At 47.8% G+C, this 15,711-nt stretch carries 14 protein-coding genes; 1 reads left to right on the forward strand and 13 read right to left on the reverse strand.

The window, feature by feature from the left end:
• Positions 1-158: 158 nt before the first annotated feature.
• The 5 genes from BM243_RS08450 to BM243_RS08470 all read right to left on the reverse strand — a co-directional run bounded on the left by BM243_RS08450 (position 159) and on the right by BM243_RS08470 (position 5,679).
• Positions 159-1,979, reverse strand: a complete 1,821-nt coding sequence (locus BM243_RS08450) for a carbohydrate-binding domain-containing protein (protein ID WP_177213490.1) — start codon at positions 1,977-1,979, stop codon at positions 159-161.
• Between the two features lie 71 nt (positions 1,980-2,050).
• Entirely contained in the window at positions 2,051-2,722 is a 672-nt protein-coding gene (locus tag BM243_RS08455) for a DUF4956 domain-containing protein (RefSeq protein ID WP_074911935.1), read from the reverse strand.
• Positions 2,723-2,765: 43 nt separating this feature from the next.
• Positions 2,766-3,452, reverse strand: a complete 687-nt coding sequence (locus BM243_RS08460; RefSeq protein ID WP_074911936.1) for a polyphosphate polymerase domain-containing protein — start codon at positions 3,450-3,452, stop codon at positions 2,766-2,768.
• Between the two features lie 155 nt (positions 3,453-3,607).
• The gene (locus BM243_RS08465; protein ID WP_074911937.1) at positions 3,608-4,987 is read right to left on the reverse strand and encodes a sensor histidine kinase; all 1,380 of its coding nucleotides are present in this window, start codon (positions 4,985-4,987) and stop codon (positions 3,608-3,610) included.
• Positions 4,984-5,679 carry a response regulator transcription factor gene (locus tag BM243_RS08470; RefSeq protein WP_074911971.1) on the reverse strand — a complete coding sequence of 232 codons (696 nt, stop codon included), beginning with the start codon at positions 5,677-5,679 and terminating at the stop codon, positions 4,984-4,986. Before BM243_RS08470 ends, BM243_RS08465 begins: the two co-directional genes overlap by 4 nt.
• 236 nt (positions 5,680-5,915) lie before the next feature.
• On the opposite strand from BM243_RS08470, the gene BM243_RS08475 reads away from it, so the two are divergent.
• A complete protein-coding gene (locus BM243_RS08475; RefSeq protein WP_074911938.1) occupies positions 5,916-6,848 on the forward strand; it encodes a zinc-binding dehydrogenase in 933 nt (310 codons plus the stop codon).
• Between the two features lie 147 nt (positions 6,849-6,995).
• Here the strand turns inward: BM243_RS08475 and cls are convergent, their stop codons facing one another.
• The 8 genes from cls to BM243_RS08515 form a co-directional block, all read right to left on the reverse strand.
• Entirely contained in the window at positions 6,996-8,525 is a 1,530-nt protein-coding gene (gene cls / locus BM243_RS08480) for a cardiolipin synthase (protein ID WP_074911939.1), read from the reverse strand.
• A 226-nt stretch (positions 8,526-8,751) separates the two neighbouring features.
• Complete coding sequence (locus tag BM243_RS08485) at positions 8,752-9,411, reverse strand: aspartate/glutamate racemase family protein (protein WP_074911940.1); 660 nt, start codon at positions 9,409-9,411, stop codon at positions 8,752-8,754.
• Positions 9,412-9,495: 84 nt separating this feature from the next.
• Positions 9,496-10,497: a PdxA family dehydrogenase gene (locus BM243_RS08490; protein ID WP_074911941.1), complete on the reverse strand. Its 1,002-nt coding sequence runs from the start codon at positions 10,495-10,497 to the stop codon at positions 9,496-9,498.
• A 66-nt stretch (positions 10,498-10,563) separates the two neighbouring features.
• On the reverse strand, positions 10,564-11,544 hold the full coding sequence (locus tag BM243_RS08495; protein ID WP_074911942.1) for a Bug family tripartite tricarboxylate transporter substrate binding protein: 981 nt from the start codon (positions 11,542-11,544) through the stop codon (positions 10,564-10,566).
• A gap of 27 nt (positions 11,545-11,571) precedes the next feature.
• The gene (locus BM243_RS08500; protein ID WP_074911943.1) at positions 11,572-13,095 is read right to left on the reverse strand and encodes a tripartite tricarboxylate transporter permease; all 1,524 of its coding nucleotides are present in this window, start codon (positions 13,093-13,095) and stop codon (positions 11,572-11,574) included.
• A 12-nt stretch (positions 13,096-13,107) separates the two neighbouring features.
• Positions 13,108-13,554 carry a tripartite tricarboxylate transporter TctB family protein gene (locus BM243_RS08505; RefSeq protein WP_074911944.1) on the reverse strand — a complete coding sequence of 149 codons (447 nt, stop codon included), beginning with the start codon at positions 13,552-13,554 and terminating at the stop codon, positions 13,108-13,110.
• A gap of 16 nt (positions 13,555-13,570) precedes the next feature.
• Positions 13,571-14,698, reverse strand: coding sequence for a glycerate kinase family protein (locus tag BM243_RS08510; RefSeq protein WP_074911945.1), 1,128 nt, complete (start codon positions 14,696-14,698; stop codon positions 13,571-13,573).
• Positions 14,699-14,736: 38 nt separating this feature from the next.
• On the reverse strand, positions 14,737-15,696 hold the full coding sequence (locus BM243_RS08515) for a D-2-hydroxyacid dehydrogenase (RefSeq protein ID WP_074911946.1): 960 nt from the start codon (positions 15,694-15,696) through the stop codon (positions 14,737-14,739).
• Positions 15,697-15,711: the final 15 nt, after the last annotated feature.

Genomic DNA, 15,711 nt, shown 5'->3' on the forward strand with positions numbered 1-15,711 from the left:
CCATTCTTTACTTAGCTTTCTTCTATTATCTCCGCAATAAGTATAGAAAAGTCCAAGTTTTTTCTGAAAGGTTCCTGACTTTCTTCATCCTCACCGCAATGAAACAGCAAAGGACTGTACAGACGCAAATCATCTATCCAGTCCTTTTTTCTGCTTTTTTATGGCCGACCTCCCGGAACCTTCCTGCCTCCTGGAATCATGCCTCCTCCAGGATTCTTTCCACCACCTGGTGCCATACCAGAAGTGCCTATGGTTGTCACAAGGCTTATCATGGACACCTGACTCAGCTCTTTCCCTTCCGAATAGACCCCATAGGTTTCTCCCTGTTTCAGCTCTTCTGAAGAAAACAGCAGAGAAGCACTGTTTTTTTCCGTGGTATAGGAGAGGAGCTCTTCTCCACTGGACGTTTTGATGACCAAGGTTTCACCTGCAGCCACCTCTTCCCCATTTAAGAGGAAAGCTCCTTGGGTGGAAGTCTCTGACACATTCATGGCCATACCGCTGGAACCAAGAGCCAGCAGTGTGCCTCCTGTGATGGAAAAGCTCCCGTTATAGTCCAAGGCACTGTTTCCATCATTCACCGGTCCTTCAATGAAAACCAGCCCCCCAGTCATCTCTGCATCTCCATTGACATCTATGCCATCTCCTTCTGCCTGGATTCTGATTTCTCCACCGGTTATGGAGAGAAAGCTCCCATCAGAGGAGAACATATTCTGACCCGGTCTCCCATTTAAGGAAGAGCTGTCATTGCCTCCCGCGGTATTGATGCCGTCGTCTTTGGCCCCCACATGGATTTTCCCGTCTCCGATGATGACCTTGGCACCTTCAATGCCCTCATAGCTCATCTCAATATAAATTTCACCACCGGCAATCTCTACGGTATCATCAGCATGGATGCCGTCATCCCCGGAAGAGATGGAGAGCACTCCGTTTTGTACAAGAATATTCCCATTGGCGTGTACCGCATCGTCAGAAGAACTGATGTCAAAGGTTCCACCAAGTATGCGCAGCGCTGTTCCAGCTTTCAATCCCTTTGCAGAATCACTGCTTTCCTCTTCCAGCGGAGACGAAAGTCCAAAATTCCCCCAGTTTTCACTGGCGCTGGAGATGCTGCTGCCCCCACCGGTGGTCAGGACATAGGTTCCTTCACGGATTTCCAACACCGTTTCTGCCTGAATCCCGTCATTTCCTGAAGAAATGGTGACACTTCCCTTTTCAAGAAGCACGATGCCTTTTTCTGGATCTTCATCATTGCTTGACTGGATCCCGTCACTTCCCGCCTCAATATAAAGACTTCCATCCTTCACTGCCACCAGGTCTTTTCCTTTGATCCCATCTTCCTTGGCATACACCGTCACTTCTCCACTGACCATCTTAAAGTCGTCCTTACTGACAATGCCATGGGCATAGTTTCCATAGACAAGAAGTTCTCCTTCTCCATTGATGGTGAGGTCTCCTTTGGAGTAGACTGCTCCACTGGGAGCAAGTTCCTCTTCCTCATAGATCTCCGCATCTCTCAAGATGTTCTTTGTTCCGGAAGAAAGGGTCAGAACCACTTTATCCGCTTCATAGATTTTAATGGCGGAGGTGGACCTGCTTGTTAGATCCAGCCCGTTTAGAATCAGCACCACATCTTCCTCCTCCGTGACCTTTACAGATAACGATCCATCTTCTGATGTCCCGGAGAGAAGGTAGGTTCCTCCCTTTGTAATGGTGACATTTTTACCGTCTGTTTCAGCTCCTTCTCCTGTGACAAGAGCTTCCCCGGAGAATACAATCTTTGTGGCAGTTGTTTCATCATAGGTCGTCTCCAGATCCTTCTTGGAATACTCCACCGTAATGCCCGCATTTTCAGAAGCATCCACAGAAGTATCCACTTCATCTAGGCCCTCCTGCTCTTCCACAGAAGGCGTCTGTACACTTTCTAGTGCTTCTTGAGGCTCCTTCCCAGAGCATCCTGTGAAAAGTAACAGCATCATGAGGAGAACTCCTGCATATCTCCGTTTTTTTCTATTATGATTCATAATTTCATTCTTCCTTTCTTTTCTATTTATGCGGAGAGCTCTCCCTGACAAGTCATCAGGGTCACAGCCTCTACGCCGCTGATTGCGCCCAGCTCATTGACGAAAGCGGTGCTCTTTGTTTTCAGCTGCAGCTCGTAGATGAGTTCTATCTCACCAGGGTGCACGGTCTTTGACTTGACGTTCATTTTTTTCGTTTCTTTCTTGAGAATTCCTAAGGTCTCCACCTCTACGGTCTCATCAGAAACATGCAGAAGAAGGAGGTAGGACAGATGCTCCCCATGTCCCCGGACAAAGAAAAGAAGCACAAGTCCAATGAGAAAAGACCCTAGAAGAGCCAGAGGCAGAAGCCCCGCGCCCAGGACAATCCCCACACCGATGGACCAGAAAAGAAACACAAGATCCAGGGGATCCTTGATGGCGGTACGAAAACGGACAATGGACAGGGCACCCACCATTCCAAGAGACAGCACCACATTGGAGGTCACCGCCAGGATGATGAAGGTGGTGAGCATGGTGAGAAGCACCAGGGAGGTGTTGAACGCATCGTTATAAAGGACGCCACTGAAGGTCTTCTTATACACCGTGTGGATGAAAACTCCCACAACAAAGGCCATAAAGAGCGCCATGGCGGCATCCAAAAAGGAAAAGGTGGTGAGATTTTCCAGAAAACTGGATTTTAGAATGTCTTGAAAGGTCATGTTGATCTCCTCATTTCTTTATCATTTCTTTTTCTTGATCATTTCAATAATCCAGAGCAAATCTGCCCAGGACATATTTGGAATGGGCACTCTGAAGAGGGTTCTCTCCAGAAAGTATGGCCGGGATAAAGCTTGGAAGAAACCCGTCGTATTTCACTTCCAGAAGCGCTTTCTCCTTCTCATCGGGCAGGCAGCAAAGATTCTTCTTCAAAAAACTCTTAGGCTCTCTATAAAATCTGATGTTCCTGTCCAAGGTGATTCTCACATTCCCCGCTTTCCACATGTACGGTTCCCGGTCATAGGTCACAATAACCTTCGGCCTTAAGAGCTTTCCCCTCAGAGCCATATAGAAGTCCAAAAAAACCCTCTCCTTCTTCTCTTTGAGAAACTCATATCGCCCCTCCAGAATCCAGCCGGTTTCCAAAGGCGTAAGAATACCTGACTCCTTAAACCCCTGGGACAGGTGCTTTACTTTCTTTTCCAGACGGATCAGCGTGAAGTCTTCTTCATAGAGCCTGATTCTGAATTTCTCCCGGACAGGGGCTCCCATAAGATTGTCCTGAAGCGCTTCATCATTGAAACTGTCAAAATACAGGCTCCTGATGGTATAGCCTTTTCCTCTCACATGGGGGTCTCTTGGCAGGAATTTTTCCAGTCTTTTGGATAAAATCTCTGCTTTTTTTGGGGTGAGGAGATATTTCAGTTCATGTCGATAACATGGTTCTTTCATCGCTTCATTCCTCCTTTCTACAGTTTGATTCTATCTCTTTACGCCAGGAGCATCTCCGAAAAACTCACCGAAAAGTTACGCAAAACTGATGCAGTTGAAACATAAAAAAAGAAAAAGCCCCTTAATATAAAAGGAGCTTTCATAAAAAACAGCAGTTATAGATATTCACTTTCGATAGGATCCGGCAGGATCACAATAAATGCGGTGCCGTCTTTCCCGCTTTTCACTTCAATGCGCCCTTCATAGGCGCTGATCACGGACTTCACAATGGACAGTCCAATGCCATGCTGGCCATCCTTCCCTTTATAGAACCGGTCAAACAGTTTCTTTCTGGTCTCCTCCGCCATGCCATCCCCATCATCCTCCACCCGGATGAAAATGCGGCCTTCCGCCCTGGATACCGACAGACAGATTTCATGTCTTGCATAACGCACCGCATTGGACAGAAGGTTTTCAAAGGCTCTCTCAAGGGTCTTTTCTTCATAGGTGAAATAAACGGGCTCCTTTGGAAAGTCATACCGGATGGTGAGCCCCTTCTCCAGAAGAAGGCTCATGAACCGCTCAGAGGAAGCGGACAGCGTCTCCCGAAGATCCAGCTTCTCTTTTTTTAAATCCTCCATTCTGGCATCCAGTTTGGATAAAAGAATGATATCCTCCACAAGACTGCCCAAATGATCCACTTCACACTTCATCACCGGCAAGGCTTTCTCTTTCTCAAGAAGACCCACCTCTAGAGCTTCCGCATTGGACTTTATGATCTGAAGAGGCGTTCTCAGTTCATGGGAAGCATTCTGAAAGAACGTTCTCTGGTCTTCCTGATATTTTTTCAGTTTTTCACTGGTCTCATTCATAACAGTTTTCAGTTCATGAAGCTCCAAATCTGAAAACTCCGATTCCATTTTGTCATAGTCTCCTTCTCCCATTCTTTTGGCAAAAACCGACAGTGCCTTCACAGGCTTTACAATTCTGCCTGCCAGAAGATAGCCAAGGATCACCGTAAGAAGAAGGGCCACCGACATAATAAGGAGCAGCATTTGTGAGAGGTTTTTTTCAAAATCATAGAGATTGCTCATGTTGATAAAATGTACCTCATACAGGTCCATCCCTGTTAAAGATCTGCTCTTTACCACGGTATAGTAATAGAGACCCTCCCCTGCGGTAAGCCGTTTCACGCCCCCTTCTTCTAGAGAAATCTCTCTTTTTTCCACTGCAGTTTTAACTTCAAAAAGGGGAGAGGATTCCGTGACCTCTGGATAAAAATCAGGCACCAGCACCTCATAGTCCTCTGTCACAAAAAGCCGTTCGGTGGAACCACCTGGAATCTCCGGGTACTTTTTCTCAGGCCGCACTCTATCTTCTGCCATGTCAGGGGGAATCCCATCACTTCTCACCCTTGTGAGGGCTTCTGTGGCACTGCTTTCAATATAGCTGGAGATGAGAAGATTAAAGGCAGTAAAAATCAGAAGAAACACCAGAAGGATGAGGCCCGATAATAGAAACAGCACCCGGGCTTTTAAGCTTTTCAGTTTTTTCATGACTCTTCCTCCATGATTCTGAAGCCGAAGCCCCAGATATTGTCAATCCGGATGTTGGAGGAGGAAAGCTTTTTACGAAGCCTTCTCACCGTATCATCACATGCCCTCGTCTCCACTTCGATGCTGTAGCCCCAGACTTCATCCAGAAGCTCTGTTCTTGATACCGCCCGGTCACTGTTTTTCACAAGATAAGAAAGCAGCCGGAACTCTGTGGGGGTAAGCTCTAAAACTTTGCCCTCCAAAAGCACCTCCATGGTGCCTGGATGTATGGTGAGGCTTGCAAATGAGAGATTCTCTCCTTCTTTTCCCTTCGGATTCTCCTGGTCCAGCCGCACCCGTCTTAGCATAGCTTTCACCCGCATGACCAATGAAATGGCACTGAAGGGTTTCGTAAAGTAGTCATCGCTGCCAAGATTGATTCCTGTAGCATAGTCCAGATCGCTGTCTCTGGCCGTAAGGATGATGATGGGTACGGTGCTTCTCTCTCTTATTTTCTTCGTGATGTCAAAGCCACTGGACCCTGGCATCAGCACATCCAGAATCACAAGGTCCGGCTCATTCTGAAGAAACTTTTCAAAAAGTGCATCTCCTGTAGAAAAATCTGATACCTCGTAGCCTTCACTCATCAGAAAGGTCTTCACCATCTCTCTGATTTCTTTCTCATCCTCTGCAATATAAATATGTTCCTTCATCTCTTTGTCACCACCTCTTTCTCTTTTATCATAGCAAGGATTCCGAACAGAAGTTACGCAAAACTGACGCAATCCATCGGAATCCAAAAAAACTTCACCTGTTCTTCTTCACCGCTTCATACTCTCATTGTAGAATTGTACTGTGTCATCCCTGTGGCACAATGAAAAGATCGAGGTGGATAAAATGAAAGCCTATGCAATAGAAAGTCCAGGCTCTTTTTAAGAACCTGACCCTCATGGACCTGCCAAAACCTGAGCCGAAAAATGGTGAGATTCTTGTGAAAATCCATGTGGCAGGTCTGAATCCGGTGGATTACAAAGTTCTTACTGGAGGCCATAATAAATGGGTGTATCCTTTTGTGCCAGGTCTGGATGGCGCCGGAGAAGTGGAAGCTGTGGGAGAGGAAGTCACTGACTTCAAGATTGGGGATCGGGTCTTTTATCATGGAGACCACACTAAACCAGGTGTTTTTGCAGAATATGCTGTGACCACAGCCTTAACAGCAGGAAAGATTCCTGATGGTATGGACTTTGCTGCCGCCGCTGCACTTCCCTGTGCAGGTCTTACCGCCTATCAGGCCCTCACTAGGAAAGTGAACACAAAACATATGAACTGGGTGCTCATCCATGGAGGTGCAGGCGGGGTTGGCGGCTTCGCCCTTCAGATTGCGAAAAACCTGGGTCTCAACGTGATCACCACCTGTTCCAAGGAGAATGAATCCTATGTGAGGAGTCTTGGAGCTGACGAAGTCATTGACTATAAAAGCGAGGATGTCACAGAGCGGGTCATGACCATCACAAAATCCCTCGGTGTAGATTTCATTCTCAATACAGTGAGTAAAGAATCCGCCGAAGAGGATCTTAATAGACTGGCCTATAACGGTCATCTCATTTCCATCGTGGATCTTCCGGATCTCACGGGTTTCAATCCCTATAGAAAAGCTGTCTCTATCCACAGCCTGGCCCTGGGTGGAGCCCACAGCTCGAAAAATGACCTGCAAAGAAAAGATCTCCGTGTCATGGCAGAAGAGCTTGCAGACCTCACAGTCTCAGGGAAAGTGGACCCTATGATTTCGAAGGTTCTCCCTTTCAGCGCATTGAAGGAAGGACTCCGGGAACTGACCACAAGGCATGCCCGTGGAAAGATTCTAGTGCGTATCATCCCATAAAGAATGAAAAGGAGTGTTCCCTTCAAAGGGTTCACTCCTTTTCGTATTTGTCATTTCAGTCATCTTCAAGGCATTGCACGAAGGACGGTTCATATTCTCCACTTCTCCAATCCCATGGTTCCTCTCAGATTTCAGGAATAATGGTCATTAGAACAGTATGGCAAAGAGGCGTAAAAGAGCATCAAAGGTTCTGGCAAAGAGCGTTTCCTTCAGATCCTCTTTTCTGATCTCTTTACTGACCGCAAAGGTCTCTAAGGCATCTTTCTTGAGATCCTTCAGCACCTCATGTCCATAAAGCAGCGCGCCGCATTCAAAATGCAGAAAAAGACTGCGGTAATCCATATTGATGGTACCCACAACGCCAATATCATCATCACTGACATAGCTTTTGGCGTGGATGAATCCAGGGCTGTATTCATAAATCCTTACGCCCGCCTTCAGAAGAGGCATATAGTTGGACCTGGTGATCCGAAAGACCAGTTTCTTGTCAGGGATCCCTGGGGTTACAATCCTTACATCCACACCTCGCTTTGCTGCCAGACAAAGAGCAGACTGCAGTTCATTGTCGATGATAAGGTACGGTGTAAAGATATAGACATAGTCCCTGGCCTGGGAAAGAATCTCAATATACACATTTTCCCCCAAAGGCTCATCATCCAGGGGAGAGTCTGAGAAGGGCTGAACATAGCCTTTTGCTGTAAAGGAGGATGGTGCGTATAAAACTTCAGGAAGCGACAGCGGGTCCACTATGTCACTTCGGAAGGCATTCCACATTTCAAGAAACATCAGGGTGAAGCTTTTCACCGCTTCTCCTCTTAGCCGGATGCCCGTATCCTTCCAGTGACCAAAACGGACCTTCTCATTGATGTACTCATCGGCCAGATTGATGCCGCCGGTAAAGGCGGTATGGCCGTCCACCACCAGAATCTTTCGGTGGTTTCTGTGGTTCATCACCACAGATAATATCGGACGGAAGCGGTTGAAGGCCATACACTTGATGCCTGCAGCCTCCATCTTTTTTATGAAATCATTTGGCAGAAGAAACATGGAGCCCACATCGTCATAGATCATGCGGACATCCACCCCTTCCTGGACTTTTCCAGATAGAACCTCCATCATACGGTTCCACATGAGGCCTTCTTCCACAATAAAGTACTCCAGATAAATGAAGTGCTTTGCCTTTTCCATGGAATGGATCATATCAGAGAACATCTCTTCCCCCACGGGATAGTACTTCACGTCTGTCTTCTCATAGATCGGATAGTCATTTTTCTTTGCCACATACTTTGCTGTGCCATGAGCTCTGTCATCTTCCAACTTCAGCTTTTCCAAAACCCCTTTGCTTTGCGGAAGCAGAGGATGAATGGACTCATGGGACTTGGTCAGTCTCATTCTCATGAATCCTGAGGGTCTCTTATTGCCAAAGAGAAGATAGAACAACCCACCGAATACGGGCAGAGTCATAATGAGTATGATCCATCCAATCTTATAGGAAGCATTCTCTTCCTTCATATTGAGGAACAAGACCACCAATAGGCTGAGGGCAGAAAGCATCACACTGATCCACTGACGGTTTCCCACAAAATCCATCAGAAACAGCGTACCCCATAAAAGCTGCACCAAAATAATGAGGGCGATGAGGGTGATTCTATAGTTGATCTTCTTTAAAAGCTGCATATACCTCTCCTCCTTGAACTTTACTCTATACTTTTTATTTAACTGTAGCTTCAATCTTCGATTTCTGCAAGCACTTGGAAAATATCAGACTGAATTCTTCTTGTCCCTTCTTCTATTGGTTACTATGTCTTTGCCCTTGGGGAAGCGTTCTCCGGCTTAACCCCAAAAAAAGAAGCCCGGAACAGAAGTTCCGGACCCGTCAATTATACCAGTGGGACCTGTCTTATTACTCGTTCTCCAGATGCCGAAGAATCTCTTCAATGCAAAGATCTGGACTGGCCAAAACCGGGATTCTGGTGGTCTTTTCAATCTCTTCCCGAAGATGGGCCATGGAAGCCTGAGCCAGTACAATGCAGTCCACATCCTTGATGGCTTTCACTTCCTCCCGAAGAAGCTGGTCATGCATTTCGGTATTTCCTGTCTTCAGTGCTTCAAAGGCTTTTGCACAGACCTTTTGGCTCAATGCCACCTCTTTTCCCAAAAGAAGTGCCTCTCTCTCCAGTTTCCTTCTGGTCGGCAACACGGTGCTTCCTGCGGTGGCCAGAATGAGGATATTTTTCCCCATCCGCACCGCTTTTCTCCCCATGGCATCATCAATGGCAATGACCGGAACAGAGATCAGCGGACGAAGCTCCTCCACCACGGGCGTCAAGGTGGAACAGGTGACCACGATGAGGTCTGCTTTTGTGAGCTCTGCATTTTTCAGATCATGATACAGTCTGTTCTTGTTTAGAATGGTGAACTCTCCCACTTCATTGGGATGGAGCGCAAGAAAATCATCCAGCAGATTATAGATCTTCACAGGATCTTTTGCCCGGCTTCTGATCTTCTCATCAAACGTGTTCGCAACGGTCTTAACCGTATGAACCAGTGCTATGGTCTTCATTTTTCTTTTCTCCTTTTGCTTCATCATGTGTTTTTCACTGTGAAAAGGGAAGGTTTCCCTTCCCTTTTTCTTTTATTCTATCATTTACAGAACGGAATGGACAGCCATTCTGGAAGCCATCTTCACTGCATTTTCAAAAGCAGAGGTTTTCACGATGCCTTTTCCAGCAATGTCATAAGCCGTTCCATGGGCACAGGTGACAATCGGTGCAGGAAGTCCTCCTGCAATGGTGATGCCCTGGTCAAAACCTTTCAGTTTCAGCGCAATCTGTCCCTGATCATGGTACATGGTCACCACGCCGTCAAAATCCCCACGGAATGCCTTGATGAAGAGGATGTCTGAAGGATAGGGCCCCATGGCACGGATGCCTTGCTCATTGGCCTTTCTGATGGTCGGTTCGATGACATCAATCTCTTCTCGACCACACTTACCATGTTCCCCTCCATGAGGATTGAGCGCAGCAACGCCAAGTCTAGGGTTTTCAATCCCTGCGGCTTTCAAAGTCTCATGGGCCAGAGTCATAGCTCTGAGAATCTTATTCTCTGTGAGATTCTCACTGACCTCCTTGATCGGAATGTGACTGGTGGTTCTGGTGGTCCAAAGATTATCCACATGGTTGATTTCCCCAAATGGAGCAGTATGCTCGAATAGATGCGCCAGATAATGGTGCTCACTTTCAAAGGCACAGCCCGCCTCGATCATTGCAGACTTGTTTAAGGGACCGAAGCAGAATCCGTGTATCTCGTTTGCTTTGAAAAGATCTGTGGCCAGCTTCAGAAGATCCAGTGTGACTTTACCGTTCTCTTTCGTTAGCGTACCGTAGGCCACCGTGGAAGGATCCTGATTCTTCTGATCCAGCACAGGGATTCCATTTTCCCAGGTCGCTTCACTGATGCTTCCGATGATCTCCATCGGTACCTTTACTCCAGATGCTTTTGCACCCATCTCCAGAATTCTGGCATCTCCCAGAACCACAGGACGGCAGTGCTCCTCGTAAAATCCATTCGCCGCAAGTTTTGCAATAATTTCAGGACCCACTCCTGAGGCATCCCCCAGAATGAGACCGATGATTGGTTTCATCTCCATATTCGTCCTCCATTTGTTCTCATTTGTGAAAGGAAAGGCAGGATTTCCCTGCCTGATCCTGGTTTCTTACTTAATGTTGTTGGCCGCCATAAAGTCCTTTTCATAGGTGGTCACATAAGTGGTGGCATCTGCCGCATTTTTGTAGTCTGGAATCAGCTTGTTCTTGTCGATATAGTCGTTCTTCCATTTGTCTGTCTCAGAAACCTTCTTCAGTGCTTCTGTCCAGTAAGCCACTGCCTCATCACTCATTTCCTTTGGAGCCGCTACGCCTCTCCACACTGGAATTTCCACATTGTCATAGTCCCCAACTTCGCTAAGGGTTGGCGCATCTGCAAGGTTTCCTGTGTATCTTTCATTAGAAAGCGCCAGCACTGGAATGAGGGAACCAGCTTCCACATACTGCGCCGCTGCTGCAGGCTTTGAGATGACAAATTCAACGTGTCCACCAAGAGCTGCAGTGATGGCGTCTCCTGTAGAGTCATGGGTAATGAACTTCATATTGTCTTTGGAAACCCCAATCTCTTCTACCATGGCTTCGTAGGTCGCAATATCGTCTCCTTTGGATCCGCCGATGACAACACTTTCTCCGTTCTTCGCCGCTTCGATGGCATCCTTGAAGGTTTCATACTTTGTTTCAGTGCCTTTGAAGATCAGCTGCTTGTCCACCGCCATGATGGCCAGAATTCTGAAGTTCTCGGATCGGTTCTTGGTATTGAGAACCATAGGCATTAAGTCTCCGCTGTTGAAGGTGAGCAAGGTGTCATTGGCCTTATTGCCTTTGGTGTTTGCCACTTCATTACGTCCGATTTCTCCGCCGCCGTCGGTCTTGTTGGTTACAACAAAGGTGCTGTCGACGATCTTGTCTGTAGTCATGATATCACTGATCATTCTTGTGAAAATATCACTTCCGCCTCCAGGTCCGCTGGTGACAATCCAGGTGACGTTGGATGCGGGTTTGTATGCTCCGCCTTCCTTCGCGCCGCAGCCTGTGAGAAGAACCGCCAGTGACATAGCCCCAACCAGTAGTGAGATGATTTTCTTTTTCATAATGTACCCCCAATAATATATTTGAATTTAATTTGGAACACTTTGATTTTTCTTAACCCCGAATTTTGACAATATGCTTCTCAGCACAGGAACTACTATGATGGAAATAAACACAATCATCAGCACAAGAGTAATGGGTCTTGTGAAGAAGATATTGAGGCTTCCACCGGAAATGATGAAGGCTTTTCTCATGTTGGACTCCAAAAGTGGAGCCAGTACAAAGGACAGAAGCATTGGTGCCACCGGATAATCATTCTTCTGAAGGAAGTAGCTGAGAATTCCGGAAGCCAGCATCACAAACACACCATACATGGAGTAGGTGGTGCTGTATGCACCCACAAAACACACCACCGTAATGATGGGAATCATATAGCGGGTCGGTACTGAAATGATCTTTGTTAAAAATGGAATCACCAAGATGGCGATGGTTAACGTGATAATATTTGAGATGAACAAAGAGGCGATGAGCCCCCAGGCAAACTCCGGCTCATTCTGGAACAGCAGTGGACCTGGGTTCAGTCCCCACATCATCAGTCCTCCAAGAAGCACTGCGCCGGTTCCAGAACCTGGTATGCCAAGGGCCAGAAGTGGTGCAAAGGCACCAGCGGCCGCGGCATTGTTGGCCGCTTCACAGGCTGCAATGCCTTCCACAGCTCCTGTTCCTAAAGGCTCCTCATTCTTGAACTTTTTCTGCATGGCATAGCCCATGAAAGAACCTGTGGTGGCTCCTGCTCCTGGCAGTACCCCCACAAAGGTGCCCAAGAATCCGGATCGTAAGGCAGGTGGAAGGAGCCTTTTCACATCTCTTTTTGTCAGCATGCTGCCTTTGATCGAAAGTTTGGATTCGAATTTTTCTTCCACTTTCTTGTTTCTCTCACTCATGAGACTGATCACCTGGGAGAACCCAACGGTCCCAATGACAAAAGGCGTAAAGGGAATACCGCCCAGAAGGTACATGTTGCCAAAATCAAATCTTGGCGCTCCAGAAAGGGTATCCATGCCGATGCTGGCAAGTAGAATTCCCAGCATGGTGATGAGTACGCCCTTGATGGGATTCTCACCCACCAGCCAGCTGATGGAGGTCATGGCAATGAGGAGGATGGCCGTCATCTCCGAAGGCCCGAACTTCAGCCCAAGATTTGCCAGAGCGGGACCCGCAAAGGTCAGGATGATCATGCCGATGGTTCCTCCGATGAAGGAGGCCATGTTGGCCGTGAAGAGGGCCTGTCCAGGCCTCTTTTTCTTCTTGGCCATGGGATAGCCGTCCAGAGCCGTCATCACCGCTGGAGAATCTCCAGGGATGTTCAGAAGAATGGCACTGAAGCTTCCACCATACATGTTGGAGTAGTAAAGCGCACCCAGCATGATGATGGCGGTGGTGGGATTGAATTTATAAGTCAGCGGCAGCAAAAGCGCTACCCCAGCCAGAGATCCGATCCCGGGCATGGCCCCAACGATGAGTCCAAGGATGGCACCAAGAAGTGCAGCCCCCAGATTCATTGGTGAGAACGCAACCATAAACCCATTTAGTAGCAGTTCAATATTTTCCATGTTTTTCTCCCCCTATCCCACAAAATTTTCCAAGAGTCCCATAGGAAACTGGATGCCGAGCCAAGTACCGAAGACGCCCATGGTAATGAGCATGGCAATGGCTACAATGACAGCACTCACTTTCCAGCTGATTTTTTCAAAGACTCTCAGCCACAGGAAGAGATATACAAGAATGGTCGGTACAAATCCAATGACAAAGGTTCCGGCAAAGATGCCGATGCCTGCGTAGATGACCAAAAGCTCTTCTTTTAAGAACTTCGCTTTTGTGTCGTCTTTCAGTGTCAGGAAGAAGGTTACTACCCCCATGACCATCATCACCGCTGAGATGATGGAAGGAAAGAAACCAGGTCCTGGACCATCCACCCAAAAGCCCAGCTGACTCAGGCTCACTCCCATAAATAGAGCACCTAAGGCGATAAAGACCACGGGCAGTATTTTTTTTGTGTTTAGTCTTAACATCACATTTCCCCCAATTTTAAACTAAAAGTCTCATGATCTGTGAGGCAGTCTGCTGAAGATTCCGTTCTGCAGTTTCTCTGTTCATGGCTTCCTCTAGAGTAACCACTTCTGAAAGAATGGAGAAACAGGCATCCATACCCAGCTCATTGAGTTTAGCAATATCTTTTGTGACACTGCCTCCAAGGGCAATGACTCTTTTGTTGTGTCTTTTCGCAAGCTCCATGACACCCATGGGTGCTTTCCCCATGGAGCTCTGGGCGTCGATGCGGCCCTCTCCTGTGAAGATGATGTCCGCATGCTTCACATCTTCCTCCAGCTTCACAGCCTCCAGCACAAGCTTGACCCCTTCTTTCAGCTCTGCATTGAGATAACTGAGAAGTGCAAAGCCTAAGCCTCCCGCAGCGCCAGCTCCAGAGGATGCACTGTGGTCTCTATGAAGAGCATCTCTTGTCACCTTCGAGAAGTTCAGAAGACCTTCTTCCAGGACTTTCCCTGTTTCTGCTGTAACCCCTTTTTGCGGACCGTAGACCGCCGTGGCTCCTCGCTCACCCAGAAGTGGATTGTTCACATCACAGGCAACCTGGAACGTGCACTGAGAAATGAGCGGATGCACCTTTTCAAAGGAAACAGAGCGGATCTTTCCTAAGGATTCCCCTGTTTTATCCACAGGGACTCCCTTTTCATCCAGAAACTCATACCCAAGGGCTGTGAGCATGCCAAGTCCTCCATCATTGGTGGCGCTGCCCCCAATGCCCAGAAGGAAGGTTCTTGCGCCCCGCCCTGCGGCATCAAGGATCATCTCCCCGAATCCGAAGGTGCTGGCTTTTAGTGGATTCATCTCACTTTTCTTTGCCAGCATGATCCCTGAGGAAGACGCCATCTCCATGATGGCCATCTGTTTGTCCTTCAGCCAGCCATAGGTGGCTTCTACGGCTCTTCCATAAGGTCCTTCTACAGTCACTGTGATGATCTCACCGCCATAGCCTTCCACAAAAGCTTCTGTGGTTCCCTCTCCGCCATCGGCCAGAGCCTTCACGACTACTTCGCAGGAAGCGGCCTGAAGAATTCCTTTCTTCACCGCATTTCCCGCCTCCAGAGAGGTGAGGCTTCCTTTAAAGGAGTCCATTGCTACCACTACTCTCATCTTGCTACCCCCTCCCGTGTTTCTTTCTGAAAACACGGCTAACCGTTGACAATGTTCACAGGAGCACCTTCAAGGTATGCCTTGAGGTTGCTCACCGCAATGTCCATGAGTCTCTGACGGGACTCCTTGGGCGCCCAGGCGATATGAGGTGTGAGGTACGTATTCTTTGCTGTCAGGAGCGGATTGTCTGCGCGGATGGGTTCTGTAGAAACCACATCAAGGCCTGCGCCGCTTACTTTTCCACTGTTCAGCGCATCAGCAAGATCCTGTTCCACCACAAGAGGTCCACGGCTGGTGTTGATGATCTTCACGCCGTCTTTCATCTTAGCGATGTTCTCTTTATTGATGATGCCTTGTGTTTCAGGGAACAGCGGACAGTGAAGAGAAATCACATCAGATTCTCTAAAGAGCTCATCCAGTTCCACATATCTGCAGGAATCAGACACCAGCTCATCAAACTTATGGGCATCATAGGCCAGAACCTTCATGCCGAGAGCCTGAGCAATCCGTCCAGTGCCTTGGCCGATTCTGCCGAATCCAATGATTCCCATGGTTTTACCTGCCAGCTCAATAAGAGGTCTCTTCCAGAAGGTCCAGTCCGGATTGCTTGTCCACTCGCCGTCTTTCACAGCATCAGAATGGAGTCCGATGTGATGGCTCATCTCCAGCAGCATCGCTATGGCAAACTGGGATACAGCATCTGTACCGTAGGTAGGTATGTTGGAAACCAGCACATTCTTCTCCTTGGCATACAGCACATCGATGACATTATAGCCTGTGGCCAGAACGCCGATGAACTTCATGTTCGGGCAGGCATCGATGGTTTCCTTGGTGATGGGCGTCTTGTTGGTGTAAACCACCTCCGCATCACCAATTCTCTCTACGATAAGTTCCTCAGGTGTTCTATCATACACAGTCAGATCTCCAAGCTTTTCAAATCCCTCCCAGGAAAGGTCTCCTGGATTTTCTGTATATCCGTCCAGTATTACAATTTTCATAAGTAAGTCCTCCTT

Source organism: Proteiniclasticum ruminis (genome assembly GCF_900115135.1).
Lineage (GTDB): Bacteria > Bacillota > Clostridia > Clostridiales > Clostridiaceae > Proteiniclasticum > Proteiniclasticum ruminis_A.

Bases quoted from the DNA above. Each gene is read 5' to 3' on its own strand.
- BM243_RS08460 (WP_074911936.1), bottom strand. From the start codon at position 3,452: ATGAAAGAACCATGTTATCGACATGAACTGAAATATCTCCTCACCCCA.
- BM243_RS08510 (WP_074911945.1), bottom strand. From the start codon at position 14,698: ATGAGAGTAGTGGTAGCAATGGACTCCTTTAAAGGAAGCCTCACCTCT.
- BM243_RS08490 (WP_074911941.1), bottom strand. From the start codon at position 10,497: ATGGAGATGAAACCAATCATCGGTCTCATTCTGGGGGATGCCTCAGGA.
- BM243_RS08505 (WP_074911944.1), bottom strand. From the start codon at position 13,554: ATGTTAAGACTAAACACAAAAAAAATACTGCCCGTGGTCTTTATCGCC.
- cls (WP_074911939.1), bottom strand. From the start codon at position 8,525: ATGCAGCTTTTAAAGAAGATCAACTATAGAATCACCCTCATCGCCCTC.
- BM243_RS08465 (WP_074911937.1), bottom strand. From the start codon at position 4,987: ATGAAAAAACTGAAAAGCTTAAAAGCCCGGGTGCTGTTTCTATTATCG.
- BM243_RS08515 (WP_074911946.1), bottom strand. From the start codon at position 15,696: ATGAAAATTGTAATACTGGACGGATATACAGAAAATCCAGGAGACCTT.
- BM243_RS08455 (WP_074911935.1), bottom strand. From the start codon at position 2,722: ATGACCTTTCAAGACATTCTAAAATCCAGTTTTCTGGAAAATCTCACC.
- BM243_RS08500 (WP_074911943.1), bottom strand. From the start codon at position 13,095: ATGGAAAATATTGAACTGCTACTAAATGGGTTTATGGTTGCGTTCTCA.
- BM243_RS08470 (WP_074911971.1), bottom strand. From the start codon at position 5,679: ATGAAGGAACATATTTATATTGCAGAGGATGAGAAAGAAATCAGAGAG.
- BM243_RS08450 (WP_177213490.1), bottom strand. From the start codon at position 1,979: ATGATGCTGTTACTTTTCACAGGATGCTCTGGGAAGGAGCCTCAAGAA.
- BM243_RS08475 (WP_074911938.1), top strand. From the start codon at position 5,916: ATGGACCTGCCAAAACCTGAGCCGAAAAATGGTGAGATTCTTGTGAAA.
- BM243_RS08495 (WP_074911942.1), bottom strand. From the start codon at position 11,544: ATGAAAAAGAAAATCATCTCACTACTGGTTGGGGCTATGTCACTGGCG.
- BM243_RS08485 (WP_074911940.1), bottom strand. From the start codon at position 9,411: ATGAAGACCATAGCACTGGTTCATACGGTTAAGACCGTTGCGAACACG.